Here is a 17,401-nt window from a genome sequence, read left to right as displayed (position 1 = left end):
GATCGGTTGGTCGGGATCGTCTCCTACCCCGGTCCGATCTTGAGTTTAATTACGCAATTCAAGTTCCGAAATGGGATTCGAGTACAATAAGCGCGGTTCTTCTGAGCGTCAAGGTGGGGCAGGGTAGTCACTTACCAGGTTGTTCGGAAGGATGGCTCGTTTGAGAGCAGTTCTGTCCTCATCCGATCTGCGTGGCTAAATCCGTATGAGGAATCGGTGCCTCTCAAGAGCCGCGTCGGTCGACATGTGTCTTCGCCAAACTTTGGCAGACACGCGCTCTTCCGATTTGAAAATCCGCGATTTCGTTAGACTGAAGGGAGTTTGATTTTTTAAAAGCATGGTGTACACACGTAGACGCAATGACATGTTGACTCTGATTATCGAATTAAATGATCGTTTTTAAATAGAACTTGATTTTCGAGAATAGACAGTCATTTTGGCGATAGATAACCTATAATCAGAAATTGAAATAAATGTGCGCCGTGTAGCAATAGTCGGCGCGTCTCTCCTCTTTTGAGGACTCGAAAATGCGAAACTTTGTAACAGCGTCCCTTGCTGCGTCGCTGTTAAGCGTATGCGCGGGTTCCTTTGCACAGCCTCAACTTGGAACGGCACCGGTTTCCCGGGCTCAAGTCCAGAAGGAACTCGTTGATTTGGAGCGCGCCGGCTACGATCCACGAAATTCGACGGCCTATCCTGACAATATTCAGGCGGCGCAGAAGTCCGTAGCGGCGGAGCGAGCGAGGCAAGACGACGCTCGAAAACGTGCACCCAATCAAGACGCTGGATCCATGTGACGGGGTTGTTCCAACCACGTGACGGCTTTTCATCTGTGCAGACGCGGCCGACGCGTTCTGCTTGATGGGAGAAAGCGCGTGCGCCCGAATTCGGTGTGCGTGCGACACCTTCCCCGCATAGTCTTCGCCATGCCCTTTCAATCCCGGATTGGAAGGCTGGGTCGTAATCCCTTAAATGAGTTCTTTACCGCTGCCAGGCGTGCTACGTGCCGCGTCTGAGGATGACGGGATACGTGGTTGATGGACTGCGAGAACCAACTCCTGCCCTCCGCATCCTCTGTGGTATCAGCAAAGCGACCGCTGTTTCTTTCTCTCCCTCGCTTGAGTCGTCACTCCCATCCGTGCGCGCCAAGCCTTGCCGCCTGTCTGGCGATTCGGCACGACGGTCTCCGTCATGCAGTTCCCGGCGCCAATACATTTCGACGCGCCAGGTAGCCCTGCAACAAATTTCTGCAGCCGATCCGCACCGCTTCCCTGTTTATATGGTACTGTAGTCCCACGATAGTAATTAATGCCCAAGTGCGGCGAGCAGGCGGCAGCAAGGTTGGCACGCACTGTTAACGCTGTCCAAGGCTGCCCTTGGGACTGTGACTTGAGGAGATGAGCATGGAGATAGAGGGACTCGCCGTAATTGTGACGGGCGGAGCCTCCGGTCTGGGAGGCGCCACCGCACGGCATCTGGCCACGCTGGGCGCCAAGGTAACGATCTTCGATCTGAACGAAGAAGCCGGCCGGGCACACGCTGAAGCAATTGGGGGGCGATTCGTCAAAATCGACATTTCGCAGGAAGACAGCGTTGTTGCCGGACTCGACGAGGCGGAGCGGTTTCACGGCGTGGCACGGGTTTTTGTTGGCTGCGCCGGCGTGGCACTTGGTGCGAAGACGGTGGGCGGTGATGCGGCGCCGCATAGCCTGGGCCAATTCCGGGACACGATCGAAGTCAACCTGATTGGCAACTTCAGCGTGAGTTCCAGGTTCGCCGCGCGGCTCAGCGAAATCGACCCGATCGCAGAAGAGCGCGGCGTGATCATCAATACGGCGAGTGTCGCTGCGTACGAAGGGCAGATCGGGCAGGTTGCGTACGCAGCCTCGAAAGGCGGTGTGGTTGCCATGACGCTTCCGATGGCCAGAGATCTGGCATCGCTATCGATCAGAGTCGTGACGATTGCTCCGGGATTGTTCTGGACGCCCATGCTGGCCGCCTTGCCTCAAGAGGCGCAGGATTCGCTGGGAAGCCAGGTTCCGTTTCCCGCCCGCTTGGGGCAACCGCAGGAGTATGCGCAACTCGTAGAAAGCATCGTGCGCAATCCGATGCTAAACGGCGAGACGATTCGACTGGACGGCGCGATTCGGATGGCACCGCGATGAGCGACTTTTCAGCTACTCCAAACCTTGCCCGGGGCCGCCGGATCGCTGAGCGTGTCGAGGTCTTCGTCCGCGAACGTGTGGCGCTCCTTGAGCGTGATTGCCGTCAGGGGCCGCATGGTCCAAGCGATGAGCTTGTTCAGCAGCTTCGGGAGATGGCGCGCGCGGAAGGGCTGCTGACCCCCAACGTCCTTCCCGACGGCGGTCATCTGTCCCACGGGGAAACCGCGCTGGTGTTGCGCGCAGCGGGATTGTCGCCGTTAGGGCCACTCGCGCTCAATGTCGCCGCTCCGGACGAAGGGAACATGTACCTTCTCGGACGCGTCGCATCGCAAGCTCAAAAGGAGCGCTTCCTGCAGCCGCTCATCGAGGGCCGTGTTCGGTCCGCGTTTTTCATGACCGAGCCAGCCGAGGACAACGGTGCCGGCTCCGATCCATCGATGATGCAGACCACCGCTCAGCGGGATGGCGATTACTGGTCAATCAATGGCCGAAAGGCGTTCATCACAGGGGCTGACGGCGCAGGAGTGGGCATCGTCATGGCTCGCTCCGAGCAGGGCGCAACGATGTTCCTGGTCGAATTGCCGGATCCGGCAATCCGCATCGAGCGTGTTCTCGACACGCTTGACGATTCGATGCCTGGAGGTCACGCCGTTGTGCACATCGAGGGTCTTCGCGTCCCGGAGAGCCAGATACTTGGAGAAAGTGGTGAAGGATTCAAGTATGCCCAGATTCGTCTGGCACCCGCTCGACTCACCCACTGCATGCGTTGGCTTGGGGCGTGTATTCGAGCTCAAGAGATTGCGACCGAGTACGCAGTCAAGCGTCGTGCGTTTGGTCAACTGCTTATTGACCACGAGGGCGTAGGCTTCATGCTCGCCGAGAACCAGATTGACTTAAAGCAAGCTGAGCTGATGATCGACTGGTGCGCGGCGATACTGGATAGCGGCGCGAAAGGCATTGCCGAGTCCTCGATGACGAAAGTCGCTGTGTCTGAGGCGCTATTCCGTGTTGCGGACCGGTGCGTTCAGGTAATGGGCGGAACAGGTTTGACGGCCGACACGGTGGTCGAAAAAGTGTTCCGCGAGGTACGCGCATTTCGGGTATACGACGGGCCCACAGAAGTCCACAAATGGTCGCTAGCCAAAAGAATCAAGAAGAATGCTCTTGAGAGGGCGGACCGATGAGTGCGGCTATTTCATTCAACGGGACGTCTGAGGTCCGCAGAGAGCATCGGTTTGACGCGGCCAACCTGACGCACTGGATGACCGAAAACGTTAGAGGATTTCGAGGTCCTATAACGGTCGAGCAATTCAAGGGCGGGCAGTCAAATCCTACCTACAAGGTGAACACGCCCGACAGGGCGTATGTGGTTCGGCGCAAACCACCGGGAGATCTCTTGAAGGGTGCGCACGCTGTGGAGCGTGAGGCGAAAGTGTTGCAGGCGCTCGAGAGCGTGAATTTTCCTGTGCCTCATCTGTATGGCATGTGCATGGACGATGCAGTAATCGGCACCTGGTTTTACGTGATGGACTACGTTCATGGACGAGTCCTGTGGGACGCGACGTTCCCGGATGTGTCCCGGGACGAGCGGCCGCGCTACTTCGATGCGATCAACGAGACGTTAGCGAGACTGCACAGCGTTGATTACCAGTCGGCGGGTCTCGCCGATTTCGGGCGCCCCGGCAATTACTTCGAGCGACAGATTGCTCGCTGGTCGCAACAATACTCGGATGACGTCGAGGCTGGCAGGGATCCGCATATCGAGAAGTTGATGGATTGGCTGCCCGCCCATATCCCCGCTGGCGACGAAACCACGATAGTGCATGGGGACTTCCGCGTCGACAACATGATCTTCCATCCGAAGGAGCCCCGTGTGTTGGCCGTCCTGGACTGGGAGCTGTCGACTTTAGGTCATCCGCTAGCCGACTTCGCGTACAACCTGATGATGTACCGTATGCCACCGCTGATTATCGCAGGGCTAGAGGGCGCGAACCTGAGAGAGCTGAACATTCCAGCTGAAGAAGAATACATAGCGGCCTACTGCGCTCGTACGGGACGTGACGGCATCGCAAATCTGAACTTCTACATCGCGTTCAACATGTTTCGACTTGCCGCCATTTTTCATGGCATCAAGGCGCGCTGGAAGCGCGGCTCGGCGGCATCGCCCCACGCAAAGGAATTGGTTTCAGCGCTGCCGTTTGTCGCACAGCGGGCATGGGAACAGTCGCAAGGGGCGCGCTCATGACCGCGCCAGCTACCGTGCTCTTCGAGCGCGACGGATCCATTGCGAAGTTGACGCTGAACCGGCCCGATGTAGGGAATGCAATCGATCTCTCATTGGCGAAGGCGCTGATGAAGGCCTCAATTGATTGTGACGAGGACGATTCGATAGGCTGCGTCGTGCTTACCGGCGCGGGGCGCTTCTTTTGTACAGGAGGCGATGTAGGCGAATTTGTGTCTGCCGGTGACGAAGTGTCCTCATTGCTGAAAGAACTGACAGCGTACTTGCACATGGCCATAACGAGGCTCGCAAGGATGCGCAAGCCATTGATCACCGCCATCAACGGTCCTGCTGCAGGTGCTGGCCTTAGCCTGGCTGTTCTCGGGGACGTCGCGCTGTCGGTTCGCTCGGCTCACTTTACCCCTGCCTATTCGGGCATCGGGCTTTCCCCTGATGGTGGTGCAACCTGGCTTCTCCCTCGTCTTGTCGGCCTGCGCCGGGCTCAGGAAATCATCTTGACGAACAAACGACTAGAAGCAGAGGATGCAGCCGACTTAGGTCTGGTCACACGTGCGGTAGATGACGACGCGCTGGTTGAAGAAACTGCGGCGGTATCAGCACAACTCGGAAAGTCGACCGCCGCTGCGATCGGAACAACACGCAATCTGCTGCTATCGAGTCTGGAGTCAAGTCTCGAGACACAGATGGAAGACGAGGCGAGGGCGATCGCTGAACTCAGCCGAACATCGCAAACTCGCGATCTCATCCAGGCCTTTGTCTCAAAGCGCGGAGCCAGTCTACGTCATCGGGGAGACACGGTATGAACGCATACATCGTTGAGGCGGTCCGCACTGCCGGCGGTCGGCGCGCCGGCAAACTTGCCGGTTGGCACCCGGCTGATATGGCAGGGGAAGTGTTGAATGCACTGGTCGATCGCTGTGGAATCGACCCCGCTGCGATAGACGACGTCATCTTTGGCTGCGTGAGCCAGGTCGGCGAGCAGAGTTTCCATATTGGGCGTAACGCCGTGTTGGCATCGAAGCTACCGGATAGCGTTCCGGCCGTTTCCATCGACCGGCAGTGCGGCTCGTCCCAGCAGGCGCTGCATTTCGCGGCGCAGGCGGTCATGTCGGGCACACAAGACGTCGTGATTGCGGCTGGCGTCGAGAGTATGAGTCGGGTTCCGATGGGGGCGCCCACAAGTCTTGCATTGAACGCGGGGCTCGGTGGTCCCTGGAGTGAGCGCATCCGCAGGCGCTATGGGGTCGATAGCTTTAGCCAGTTCACCGGAGCGCAGTTGATCGCCGGGAAATATGGGTTCAGTCGCGAACAACTCGACCTGTATGCATTAAAGAGTCATCGGCGCGCAGCTGCTGCAACCAATGCGGGAGCCTTTCGATCCGAGATCGTGCCGCTTGAGGTCGATGGAGGGTTACACATCGTCGACGAAGGCATTCGTTTCGACGCGACGGAGGAGTCGATTGGATCGGTAAAGCTGTTGCAGGACGGAGGCGTATTGAGCGCCGCAAACGCGAGTCAGATCTGCGACGGCTCGGCTGGTGTTCTGGTCGCCAACGAGCAGGGATTGAAGTCGCATAACCTGATCCCTCTTGCCAGGATTCACAATCTCACGGTTACTGCGGGCGATCCGATTGTCATGCTTGAAGAGCCGATTCCGGCCACGCGAAGAGCACTTGCACGTGCAGGCCTCTCGATCGACCAGATTGATCTCTACGAAGTCAATGAGGCGTTCGCACCTGTGCCGCTAGCCTGGCTACAGGCCATTGGTGCAGATCCAGATCGCCTCAACGTGAACGGAGGCGGAATTGCCTTGGGGCATCCGCTCGGTGCCTCCGGGGCCAAGCTCACGGCAACGTTAGTGCACGCGCTGCGAGCGCGCGGCAAGCGATATGGCTTACAGACAATGTGCGAAGGCGGCGGCATTGCGAATGTCGCCATCATCGAAGCCCTCTGAAGCACGGCCAAAGCTTGCACCCCATCGCTAGTTGACCTATTATGGGATTTGAGTACCATAAAGAAACGTGATGCCAATTTGAGGCGCCGCGTTGAAGAGATCGGCCAGGTCCCCCTTCTACATAGCGGACTCCCATTCTAAGGACGTCTCATGTCGTCTGTCACTAATCAAGGTGTTAAACGAAGTATGCGCGGAAGCTGGTATGCACTTTTCGTGCTGCTGTTTCTGTATGTTTTGTCTCTCATGGATCGGCAGATCATTGCGTTGATGGTCACTCCACTGCGACGCGATCTGGGACTGAGCGATGTTCAGGTCGGGCTGCTGGAGGGTTTCGCCTTCGTGGTCATGTATACGCTTGCGGCGATACCGTTGGGTTGGGCGGTGGATCGATTCTCCAGGCGGATCGTGATTTTCCTGGGGCTCGCAGTGTGGTCTTTGAGTTGCTCAGGCGCGGGCTTTGTTACCACGTTCGCCGGTCTGTTTGCCAGCCGCGTCGGAGTGGGCGTAGGGGAAGCCGCGCTGTCTCCAGGCGCGCACTCGATGCTGAGCGACCTCTTCCCACGGCGACAGCTGTCTATGGCTCTTGGAGTCTTTGTTATTGGAGCAAACATCGGCGTCGCCGTTTCGTATGGCCTTGGAGGCACGCTGATTCACTGGCTCAGCGTCGCAGAGAAACTGCAGTTGCCACTTCTCGGCGAATTCCGGCCATGGCAGCTTGCGTTTCTGATCGCTGGCGCTCCCGGGGTTGCTCTGTGTTGGCTACTCTTCACTATCCGGGAGCCCGTTCGTCAGCGACAGGGGGAGGGCGCTGCGAGCAGTCAGGCCGTTTTTGCGCCCGTTGTGAGCTATGTGCGCAGTCAGAGCGGCGCGCTGATTTGTGTCTTCGTAGGCTTTGCGCTCAACAATCTCCTCGGCTATACCATTCTGTCCTGGGCCCCTGCATTCCTTGAGCGGCGGTTCGGATGGCATATCGGTGAAATTGGCCCGGCTTTGGGCATTCTGCTTGGCGGCGCGGGTATCTGCGCGATGCTCGCTTCGGGCGCCATCGCCGATCGCTTTTACACTCGTGGCAGGCACGACATCAACGTTCGCATGAGTGTTGTGGCTATGCTAATCGCGGCACCACTTGCGCTGTGTGCCTTTCTCGCTTCGACTCCACAAATCTGCCTGCTTTTCCTGACGCTAACCTATTTTTGCACGTCATCGACAGTCCCGAATGCGGCTACGTCCCTTCAGCTAATCGCACCGAACGAGCTTCGAGGGCGTCTCGCGGCAGGCTACATCTTCTTGTCGAACATGGTTGGACAAGGAATGGGGCCGGTTACGGTGGGATTTATCACTGAACACGTATTTCACAATCACCGACTCGTCGGTTACTCGCTTGCCACTGTGCTCCCGTGTGCGGCTGTCGCTGGCAGTGTCCTTCTTTTGATTGGCCTGCGGTCTTACGGCAGGGCGCTCGATCAGGCTGAGGGTCTCGCTGCGGCCAGGGTTGACGGAGCGGACATTGGGAAACGACCTTTCCCGGATACGGGACGAGGAGTAGGGCGTCCTCTTGCCGCCACCAATGACCGATTCGACGGTCGTTCGGCTGAGTGAGGCTGTAGGGCTTTGATGTCTTCGTCGCGATGACACTCGACGTTGGCTAAGTCGGAAGCTTGGAAGGAGGTGCAAATGAACAGCGCGGGATTTTCTTTGCGTGTGGTAGTTGAGAAGTGGTTTGCGGCCACACCGGTACGCGTGACCAGATTTCAGCGTACTCGCATCAGTCAGAGTCGATTTGTGCGAGTTGAGACCCGCTCCCCAGGCAGCCCGGTCTCGATACTCTTTTTCAGGCATGAGGACGGCGCATGGCGAGTTTTCCCACCAGATGCGAGGCGCCTCATGATGCACTCGCGAGAGGCGATCGCTGACGGATGCAACTGAATTTAGCCTTTCGGTAGTTTCAGGTTCCAAAGTCAAGGCGTGCGCTCTGCCATGTGGCCAGCCCACGCGCGGAAATCCGTCGTATGTAGCCAGGAGAACCCATGAGGAAGCTGGTCGCACTTATGAAGATCCGAAATGATGTTTCCTTCGTGGAAGCACGCCGGATGTATGAAGAAGAGCACGTCCCGCTTGTCATGCAGATGATGCCAATGATCAAGGACTATCGCCGCAACTACCTGAGCGTCGCGAGGGCATACATTCCCAGTTCCGAGGTTCTTCCTGACTTCGATGTCGTTACCGAACTCTGCTTCGATACCGCGTCGGAGCTCGAAGCGTTCTTGAACCGGATGCGCAACGGCGAAGAAGGACGTCGCCTGCGAGAAGACTCGAGACGCTTTCTGATCGGGGGAACGACTCGCATGTTTGACGTTGATGAGGTGGTCACCCGGCGTGTCGTCGATTGCGCTTAGCGTGACGGCTAAGTCGCCGCATTTCAAAACGTTTAACTAAACTGTTGGTCAACATAGTCGACGAGATTGAACCATGACAGATCATAAGAGTATGCCGCCATTGGCGGTCATCACGGGTGGCGCGGGTCATATAGGGCTTGCATGTGCCCGGCGGTTTCGCGACTATCGCGTTCTCATCACAGATCTTCGCCCCGAAGCAGTCGATTCGGCAGTCAGTACGCTTCAGGCCGAGGGAGTCAATGCCGTTGCGATGCCTGCGGACATTACCCGCCACGCGGACGCGAAAGCTCTGGCGGAGGCCGCACATGATATGGGCGGATTCTCGGTACTCGTTCATGCCGCTGGTGTCGCTCCACCGACGCCTCCCGAGATCATTTACGCAGTGAATCTCTACGGAACGATCAACATACTGGAAGCCTTCGAGCCCCTGGTGCATCCTGGAGTCGTGGGCGTTTGTGTGGCTTCGATGGCGGGGCATAGAACCCTTGGGCATCGGTTCGATTCTCTATTGCTGGAACCCGAACAGGGGCCGGCCGAACTGGCGCGCCTCATCGAAGCCGAAGCCCCCAGTACGCCGAAACATCGCCTCGCGTATGCGACCTCCAAACGAGGCACCATTCTGCAAGTGCAGCGTCGGGCTTTTGCATGGGGCCAACGGCAGGGTCGACTGCTTTCAGTGTCGCCGGGTGTACTCGGCGACACTGCGATGGGAGCGCGCAGGCAGGAAAACCTTGATCATAGCGGGAACGATTCGCCACTTGGACGGCTGGGATCTGCTTCCGACATTGCCGAGGTTGTTCGATTCGTCACTTCGCCGGCTGCAAGTTTAATGACGGGTGTCGATCTGCTGGTGGACGGCGGTTACCTGGCGGCCGCAGATCACCAGTTCGAAGCGGATCGTCGAGAGAAGTGGCACGCCCTGGAATTCTAGAAAGGGAATGCCTACGTGAAACAGTTCTACCACGGCCAGTTTGATCCCGGCAGCCGGCTTCTCGCGGAGACGCTCCTGCGCCCGCAATAGGACACACCGCAGCAAACTATCGTACAAGCCTCACCAGGGCATCGGAGCACGAATGTCGCGACGACGGACCTTGGTGAGGCATACCTGACGCGACAACCTGGTTTGGTTCGCCTTGTTGGGAACTGATATCGGCCGGCGAACCGCAATGCGTCATTGAGGTAAGCGGATCAATTCCGTTGGCAAGCTATCAAGAATCCGATCGCTAACGAAGTAGTCTGCGGTCAATGGCGCTAGCGGACGCTTCGAATAGGATGAGAAGTCCGTGATGCCCTCGTCCCGCAGCACTTCCTCGTCCAGGAAGAAGTTCCCCGTCACTTCCGCTGCCCGCTTCGTAAGAATCGCGTATGCCGCATCCGCCATGATCTCCGGGCTCCGGCTGGAGTCGGCCATATCGCCGAGCTTGTTGCGAACCGCGGCTGTGTCGATGGTAGTAACGGGCCAGAGGGAGTTGACGGCGATGCCAAGTGACTTAAACTCGCGTGCCTGCCCCAACGTGCAAAGACTCATACCGAACTTGGCAATACTGTAGGCAACATGTGGCCCGAACCACTTTGGGTCGAGGTCAAGCGGCGGGGCCAGGTTCAGCACATGCGGATTCGCTGCGTGGCGAAGATGGGGCAGTGCCGTGCGGGTACAGAGGTAAGTGCCGCGGACGTTGATCTGCTGCATCAGATCGTATCGCTTCATATCGGTCGACGGCGTGTCGGTGAGCGACAGGGCGCTCGCGTTGTTCACCAATATATCGATACCCCCGAAACGCTGTGCCGCCTCGTCGATGGCTCGGGCAACGCTTGCTTCGTCGCGAACGTCGACCACGAGTGGGAGCGCCGTCCCGCCCGCGCGCTCAATATCCTCTGCGGCGGTGTAAATCGTTCCCGGCAGGTTCGGATGCGACTCGGCGGTTTTAGCTGCGATGACGATATTGGCGCCGTCTCGCGCCGCCCGCAGTGCAATCGCAAGGCCGATACCACGACTTGCGCCGGTGATGAACAGGGTTTTCGATTGAAGGGTCATTGCAATAGCCCGGTGAGGAAGATGAGGTGAGGGCCGTCAATATTGAACGGAGCCCGATTCGGTTGTTCGACGTTCTACGTCGAGCATGTCGCTGAGATCTACCAATTCATTCGCGGAGTTCATTGCGGACGTGACGGCCGCCGCATTCGGAATCGAAAACTGCAATCGTTCGTAGCTCTCGACGAGCGCGTGATACAGGTCGGCGAATGGAGTGATGCCATCGACAAGAAGGCGGTAGTTGAGCTCAACCAATTCATTGTGAGTAAGCCCCATCTGCTCGAAGCTCTGATGCGGATGAACCATAAGCATCAGGGGCAGAGAGGTGCGCGTTCCAAGCGTGCGAAGCTCGTCGGGCTGACTGGCAAGCGGGAAAAGAACATCGGCACCTGCGCGAGCGTATGCGTCGCAACGTCGGAGCGCGTCATCCATGTCGGTGCGGACCGCATTCGTGCGAGCAATGATCAGAAAATCAGGGTTGGTACGCATGCGCGCAGCCTCGGCGATCTTTGCGGACATCACTTCCATCGGTACCAGATGCTCCACTCCGATGTGATGATGGACGCGCTTCGGAACCACTTGATCTTCGATTTCGATTGCGTTGTATCCAGCTGCTTCGGCCATACGAACAACACGCCGCATGTGAACCGGGTCACCCCAACCACAACCACCATCCATGATCAGCGGGATTTTGCTCGCGATACGGATCTCTAGCCCGACCTCGACGAAATCGTGCTGCCCCAAGGCAGCTTCCGTTGCGCCCCGAAAGTAGCCAAGCGCTGCACCGCCGACGTAAGCCGCTCCAAAACCAGCGCGTTGCGCCAGAAGGGCAGACATCGCGTTGAATACAAGTGGCGCCAGAGTAAGCTGCGGCGAAGCCAGCATCTCGCGAAGGGACAGTTGAGCTTTCATGACAAGCGCTCCCTCTGACGTCCGGCGTTGCCGGTTTGCCAGATAGACAAGCGGGGCGACAGGCGAGAACGCGTAGCACCCGTAGAGACTCGTCTATCGCGATAGCGTCGATCTGTCCGATCCTTCCCAGTCGGTTTGGTACCCATTTCTTGCGTCTCCTTCGACAACGATGTCAGTTGTCTTTGTTGTCTTATCAGGAACCGGCCTCCAGAGTTGGAAGCCGGCGTTACCTCAAGCAACGGCGAGCGGGACCACAGGAGCTTGCAGTTGGCCGCCTCTTGGTTCTTCGTAAAGCTGGCGAGCCAGGCCCTCATCGACGTAAGCGACTCTTGGATAAGACTCGCCTTGCTGATGCTCGTTCCTTTGTGGGACTAAAGTACCATAAAAGTGCGGGAGTGTCGATTTCATGGTGAAGAGAACGAAACAGGTTCGTCGCAGGACAACGGTCCCCGAAAAACCAGAGAGACGATGCTGTTGTCCGATCACGAACAAATCAATGGCAATGACCTTTTAACCTCGTTCGGTGCTTGACACGTGCTTTTTCTAAATGGTACAACAGTCCCATTATGAAAATTGGCGCCAAGGAGAAAGGTTGAATCCTTGGGAGACGACTGAACAGGAGCGAAAATGGGTTGCCCAGTGCATGAAAGGTTGAACGATGTTCCGGCGGACCGGGTGGCGTCCTTTAACTATCGGACTGGCGAAGCGATGGTCGTCAATCCGTGGACGGTGTTGCACGACCTGGGGGCCGGTCCAGGGTTTTTCTACTCGCCGGAACTCGGTGGTCATTGGTGTGCTGCGAAGCGTGAGACTGTCATCGACATTCTGCGCAACTGGGAGCTGTTCTCCTGCCGGAATATTCGGGTGCCTCGTGTTGATCGCACGGTGCCGTCGATTCCGCACCATATGGATCCTCCCGAGCACGGTAAGTATCGGATCAGTGTCGTGGAGCTTTTCGGCCATCGAATCCTGGACGAACTTACGCCGGCAATCCGCGCCACTGCCCGCGACCTGGCGAACGGGCTGGCCGCACGCAACGAAGCAGAGTTTGTGCGTGACTTCGCGATGCGGATGCCAGTCGAGATCTTCATGCGCATGTGCGGTCTTCCGCTTGAACGTCGCGACGAGATGATCGGCTGGGTACAAAGCTATTTTCATGGCGCATCGCAACAGGAATCCAACGACGCGCATGGGAAGTCGATTGCTTTCTTGAGCGGTTGGCTCGATGAGCAACTGGCGGATCCGGAAAAAAGCGGTGGTCACATCATGCCTTCACTGTTGAAGACGCGAGTCGACGGCAGACCGCTTAGCCGCGAGGAGATGCTGTCGATCCTCATCACGCTTTTCAATGGCGGTCTGGACACGGTGGCAGCCCAGATGACGCACATCATGCGCTATCTGGCCGAACACGCGGATCAGCGTCAGAAGCTACTGGACAACCCGGAGAAGATCCCTGATGCCGTCGAGGAATTGCTACGCCGGTTCAGCATCATAAGCATCGGACGTGAAGTCACACGTGACGCGACGTACGAGGGCGTCGCGCTTCGTAAGGGCGACATGGTGCTTTGCCTTATCTCTGCTGCGGGCCTGGATGAAGAGATCTTTCCTCGGGCGCTGGAGGTTGACTTCGACCGATCGAACCGACGACAGCATTGCGCGTTTGGTTCCGGACCGCACATGTGTGTCGGCGCTCCACTTGCCCGGTTGGAACTGCGCATCATGCTTGAAGAACTGCTCCCCAGGCTGCCGGGACTGCGGGTACGACCAGGCGCTTCGCTCTCGTACCACACGGGGGTAACGATCGGATTGGTTGATCTGCCGTTGCAATGGGGCGAGTCGACCCACGTCTCTTGAAGAGAGCACGCCATGTTGAAGACGAACATCGATCCATTGCGGTCACCTCATACGGTAATCATTGGCGCCGGCCATGCTGGAGGCTCAGCCGCAGCTTTTCTGCGCCAGAATGGTTTTGCTGGATCAATCACATTGATTGGAGAGGAACCGCTGGAGCCGTATCAGCGACCACCGCTCTCAAAGGCATGGCTCAAGGGAGAAGCAGACGAAGACGGTCTCCGGTTAAGACCGCGAGCGTTTTATCTCGAGAATCACATACAGGTATGTCTCAATCAGCGTGCCGAGGGCATCGATCGCGCGGCACGTCTGGTGCGTCTGGCGGATGGCAAAACAGTGGATTACGACAGTCTCATACTGGCCACTGGAGCCCGAGCCCGCACCGCGCCATTCGAAGGAGCGTTGCTGCCCCTGGTGCTTGAACTGCGCACTGCGGCCGACGCGGAGAAATTGAAGCTTGCACTCAAGCCCGGCGCGCGGGTGGTCATCGTGGGCGGTGGGTATGTGGGTCTGGAGGTGGCCGCATCAGCGCGTGCGCTCGGTGCCGAAGTTGTCGTTGTCGAGAGAGAGGCGCGTCCATTGGCTCGGGTTGCCTGCTCGCAACTCTCGAGCTTCTTCCTTCGCTATCACAGTCAACGCGGCGTGACTTTTCGTTTGGGTCGGTCCGTTACATCCGTGCGGATGACGGATGAAGTGGCAAGCGTGTGTCTGGACGACGGCGAGCAATTGCCGGCCGACCTGGTGCTCGTAGGGGTGGGTGCGGTTCCGAACGAGGAATTGGCGCGTCATGCTGGATTGCGATGCGATGACGGCGTGCTCGTGGATATCTCGGCGCGCACAGACGATCCGAACATCTATGCAATCGGAGATTGCACGCGTAGACCACTCCCGCTTTATGACCGAAAGGTGCGCCTCGAAAGCGTCCCCAATGCGCTTGAACAGGCCAGGCAGGCGGCGGCATCGATCTGCGGCTTGCCTGCGCCAAAGCACGAGACCCCCTGGTTCTGGTCGGATCAGTTTGACGTGAAGTTGCAGATTGCCGGTTTGCCCATCGATGTCGCCGAGATAGTCATTCGGGGCGACCCCAATGAAGACAGTTTTGCGATCTTTCATGTCAGCGCCGATCAACGGATCCAGGCAGTCGAAGCAGTGAACGCGGCGCCGGAATTCATGATGGGCCGACAACTCATCGGTGCTCGCACCGAAATCGACGTCGAGCGTTTGTGCAATCGAAATATTTCAATGAAGGAGGTCGCGACCTGATCGCGAAGAGCTTATGCCCCAGATCACTTTCATTACGGCTGATGGTACGCATCGTACCGTGGATGCCCGAAATGGCGACAGCGTGATGCAGACCGCCATCAAGAATGGAGTACCCGGAATCGATGCCGATTGCGGTGGTGCATGCGCGTGTGCAACGTGCCATGTCTATGTAGACGAGGCCTGGCAGGAGAGGGTCGACAAGGTTGGCGACATGGAAGCCAGTATGCTGGACTTCGCGCAAGTTGTTCTTCCGAATTCCAGGCTGTCCTGCCAATTGCAGGTCGTCGAGGCGCTCGACGGTCTGGTTGTCGTCATTCCCGAGAGCCAGCATTGACCGATGGACACAGATCGCCCGGTTGAGTTGAATGATTCGGCTCGCATGCCCGGACCACGGAAGGGCGTCCCGGCGGCCGATTGTCGGCACGAAGGCCTGCCCGCCCCGCAGCGCTATCTTGCGTTAGCCGGCGTTTGGCTAGCCTTGATTGTCAGCATACTCGACAGCTCAATTGCCAACGTTGCACTTCCGACGATTGCGCGCAACCTGGGCGCCTCGCCTGCTGATTCGATTGCGGTTGTGAGCGGATTTCAACTAGGTGTGGTTATTTCGCTGTTGCCCCTGTCAGCGCTTGGCGAAATCATTACCTATCGTCGTGTGTTTACCGGCGGTCTGTGTCTTTTTACACTAGCCTCGTTGGGTTGCGTCATGTCGCACGATCTGACGGAACTGGTCGTCGCCCGGACAATTCAGGGTATTGGCGCAGCAGGCATTATGAGTGTGAATGGGGCACTCGCCCGTTTCATGTATCCGCCGCGACTCCTCGGCGCGGCGCTTGGGGCGAACGCGCTAATCATCGCCGCGTTTGGCGCGTTGGGGCCTACGATTGCGTCAGTGATGCTCGCGCTGGGTCCGTGGCAATGGCTATTCGCTATCAATCTTCCCGTTGGCGCACTAGCCTTGGCCTTGGCCTGGCGAACCTTGCCGGAGAGCCCGAAGGCGGAGCGGCAACTCGATGTCTTGAGCATCGTTTTGAACATTATCGCGTTTGCGATGCTGCTGAGTGGGGTCGATTTGATCACGCGAAGCCCCTCCGAGTTGCGGGGTGGCGTAGTCTTGACGGGTGGTGTCGTTGCCGCGGTGCTGCTGGTGAATCGATGCTTGTCACAGAGTCAACCGCTTGTACCGATCGACCTTCTGAGGATACGCCTGGTGCGGTTGGCGGCACTGACGTCAGCGTCTACGTTTACGGCGCAGACGCTGACCCAGGTTGCTCTTCCTTTCTATCTTCAAGACGGTTTGCACTTCAACCTCGTGCAAACTGGTTTGCTAATGACGCCGTGGCCCGTTGGCGTGGCGCTCGCCGCGCCTGTTGCTGGCAGGCTCGCGGATCGCGTGCCGGTCGAGGTGCTGATCGGATGCGGCCTGTTCGTGATGGCGGCTGGATTGGGCTCGCTTCTGTGGCTCTCACCAGGAATGGAGCTGACCTCTATTGCCATTCGGATGGGAGTCTGCGGGATCGGGTTCGGCTTCTTCCAATCGCCGAACAATCGCGCGCTCCTGTCATCGGCCCCCATGCATAGAAGCGGTGCGGCGGCTGGACTAGTTGCGATTTCGCGAACCACGGGCCAGATTTTTGGCGCGATGCTGGTTGCGATATTTTTCCGGCTGTTCGGTCACGTGGGCCAAGCCGCGATAGCAGTCTCGGCCATCATGACCGTGCTGGCTGCTCTACTGAGTTTTGCGCGCAAGTCTTCGGCGTCGCGTGCGGGCACCTGAATGCGCACGCTCCGTAACGACAAAGTGGAAGCGGCAGGAGGCTCAATATTGAATTTGTGATCCACTATGGGATTGGTGTACCATATTCGTCAAGGGAGTGTTTCTACTTGGTTTTTACCTGGTCAGTGCCGGGTCGATTGGAGCGCTATGTCAAATCTTGTTGGAGGCCGCAGCAATCAGAAGTTGCGCACACATATCGCGCTCGTCGAATGTGCGGCCCAATTCGTGCGGGAAGGGCTTGGTTTTACCGTCTCCGAGGTGGCGGATCGGGCCAGAGTCGGCCGGACGACTGCGTACCGGTACTTCCCAAACCTCGAGATGCTGATCGCGCACGCATCGCTGTACGCGACTACGGAGGTGGAGCAACAAAGTATCGGTGTGGCGCTCGAAACTACAACGTCGGCGAACGAACGTCTCCGCGCAATTTTCGAGGCAAACGAGAAGTCGATTGCTGAACACGATCACCTGTACCGGACCATGCTTCGGCTGTCTTTGAGCGGAGACAGCGTTCCTGACAATGCGTTTCCCCGGCGATCCGGGGTTCGGAAGGAGTTGCTCGAGGAGGCCCTCGATGTGGTGCGCGACAGCCTCGACGAAGCGCATTACGAAAAGTTGATTGCTTCTCTTAGCCTTTTTCTGGGCATCGAGGCCGACATCGTGCTTCGAGACGTTTGCCTGCTGTCGGAGGAGGAGGCACGCGAGACCAAGGCGTGGGGCGCATATGCAATTCTTCAGGCCGCACTCGCTGAGGCGAGGGCCGATGTCCAGCCTGCGTGACGGATTCGTGAACGGGAAGAGGCCCCGTCCCGGTC

Annotated in this window: 16 protein-coding genes; 14 read left to right on the top strand and 2 right to left on the bottom strand. The window is 58.0% G+C overall.

Going from position 1 to position 17,401, the window contains the following annotated elements:
* Nucleotides 1-527 precede the first annotated feature (527 nt).
* The 9 genes from C2L65_RS44775 to C2L65_RS44730 all read left to right on the top strand — a co-directional run bounded on the left by C2L65_RS44775 (nt 528) and on the right by C2L65_RS44730 (nt 9,688).
* A complete protein-coding gene (locus tag C2L65_RS44775) occupies nt 528-797 on the top strand; it encodes a DUF4148 domain-containing protein (protein ID WP_081921336.1) in 270 nt (89 codons plus the stop codon).
* 606 nt (nt 798-1,403) lie between these two features.
* Nucleotides 1,404-2,165, top strand: a complete 762-nt coding sequence (locus C2L65_RS44770) for an SDR family NAD(P)-dependent oxidoreductase (protein ID WP_042314315.1) — start codon at nt 1,404-1,406, stop codon at nt 2,163-2,165.
* Nucleotides 2,162-3,349 carry an acyl-CoA dehydrogenase family protein gene (locus tag C2L65_RS44765; RefSeq protein ID WP_042314303.1) on the top strand — a complete coding sequence of 396 codons (1,188 nt, stop codon included), beginning with the start codon at nt 2,162-2,164 and terminating at the stop codon, nt 3,347-3,349. Before C2L65_RS44770 ends, C2L65_RS44765 begins: the two co-directional genes overlap by 4 nt.
* Nucleotides 3,346-4,410: a phosphotransferase family protein gene (locus C2L65_RS44760; RefSeq protein WP_042314304.1), complete on the top strand. Its 1,065-nt coding sequence runs from the start codon at nt 3,346-3,348 to the stop codon at nt 4,408-4,410. Before C2L65_RS44765 ends, C2L65_RS44760 begins: the two co-directional genes overlap by 4 nt.
* Nucleotides 4,407-5,210, top strand: coding sequence for an enoyl-CoA hydratase/isomerase family protein (locus tag C2L65_RS44755; protein ID WP_042314316.1), 804 nt, complete (start codon nt 4,407-4,409; stop codon nt 5,208-5,210). The genes C2L65_RS44760 and C2L65_RS44755 overlap by 4 nt, the downstream gene beginning before the upstream one ends.
* Nucleotides 5,207-6,361: an acetyl-CoA C-acetyltransferase gene (locus tag C2L65_RS44750; RefSeq protein WP_042314305.1), complete on the top strand. Its 1,155-nt coding sequence runs from the start codon at nt 5,207-5,209 to the stop codon at nt 6,359-6,361. The genes C2L65_RS44755 and C2L65_RS44750 overlap by 4 nt, the downstream gene beginning before the upstream one ends.
* Before the next feature lie 150 nt (nt 6,362-6,511).
* Nucleotides 6,512-7,960, top strand: coding sequence for an MFS transporter (locus C2L65_RS44745; RefSeq protein WP_081921338.1), 1,449 nt, complete (start codon nt 6,512-6,514; stop codon nt 7,958-7,960).
* A 428-nt stretch (nt 7,961-8,388) separates the two neighbouring features.
* Nucleotides 8,389-8,757, top strand: a complete 369-nt coding sequence (locus C2L65_RS44735; RefSeq protein WP_052426982.1) for an EthD domain-containing protein — start codon at nt 8,389-8,391, stop codon at nt 8,755-8,757.
* Nucleotides 8,758-8,830: 73 nt separating this feature from the next.
* The gene (locus C2L65_RS44730; protein WP_052426984.1) at nt 8,831-9,688 is read left to right on the top strand and encodes an SDR family oxidoreductase; all 858 of its coding nucleotides are present in this window, start codon (nt 8,831-8,833) and stop codon (nt 9,686-9,688) included.
* 240 nt (nt 9,689-9,928) lie between these two features.
* Here C2L65_RS44730 and C2L65_RS44725 read toward each other — a convergent pair whose 3' ends face one another.
* A complete protein-coding gene (locus tag C2L65_RS44725; RefSeq protein ID WP_042314306.1) occupies nt 9,929-10,792 on the bottom strand; it encodes an SDR family oxidoreductase in 864 nt (287 codons plus the stop codon).
* Between the two features lie 36 nt (nt 10,793-10,828).
* Complete coding sequence (locus C2L65_RS44720; RefSeq protein WP_081921340.1) at nt 10,829-11,701, bottom strand: isocitrate lyase/PEP mutase family protein; 873 nt, start codon at nt 11,699-11,701, stop codon at nt 10,829-10,831.
* A gap of 651 nt (nt 11,702-12,352) precedes the next feature.
* On the opposite strand from C2L65_RS44720, the gene C2L65_RS44715 reads away from it, so the two are divergent.
* The 5 genes from C2L65_RS44715 to C2L65_RS44695 all read left to right on the top strand — a co-directional run bounded on the left by C2L65_RS44715 (nt 12,353) and on the right by C2L65_RS44695 (nt 17,366).
* Nucleotides 12,353-13,555 (top strand): cytochrome P450, encoded by a 1,203-nt coding sequence (locus C2L65_RS44715; protein ID WP_158660443.1) that lies wholly within the window; start codon nt 12,353-12,355, stop codon nt 13,553-13,555.
* Nucleotides 13,556-13,567: 12 nt separating this feature from the next.
* Nucleotides 13,568-14,815: an NAD(P)/FAD-dependent oxidoreductase gene (locus tag C2L65_RS44710; protein ID WP_042314308.1), complete on the top strand. Its 1,248-nt coding sequence runs from the start codon at nt 13,568-13,570 to the stop codon at nt 14,813-14,815.
* Between the two features lie 13 nt (nt 14,816-14,828).
* The gene (locus tag C2L65_RS44705) at nt 14,829-15,149 is read left to right on the top strand and encodes a 2Fe-2S iron-sulfur cluster-binding protein (RefSeq protein WP_042314309.1); all 321 of its coding nucleotides are present in this window, start codon (nt 14,829-14,831) and stop codon (nt 15,147-15,149) included.
* A 3-nt stretch (nt 15,150-15,152) separates the two neighbouring features.
* Entirely contained in the window at nt 15,153-16,589 is a 1,437-nt protein-coding gene (locus C2L65_RS44700) for an MFS transporter (protein WP_052426988.1), read from the top strand.
* Nucleotides 16,590-16,736: 147 nt separating this feature from the next.
* The gene (locus C2L65_RS44695) at nt 16,737-17,366 is read left to right on the top strand and encodes a TetR/AcrR family transcriptional regulator (RefSeq protein WP_042314310.1); all 630 of its coding nucleotides are present in this window, start codon (nt 16,737-16,739) and stop codon (nt 17,364-17,366) included.
* Nucleotides 17,367-17,401 lie beyond the last annotated feature (35 nt).

The organism is Paraburkholderia terrae (assembly GCF_002902925.1).
Taxonomy (GTDB): domain Bacteria; phylum Pseudomonadota; class Gammaproteobacteria; order Burkholderiales; family Burkholderiaceae; genus Paraburkholderia; species Paraburkholderia terrae.
This window is presented reverse-complemented; position numbering and strand designations above follow the sequence as displayed.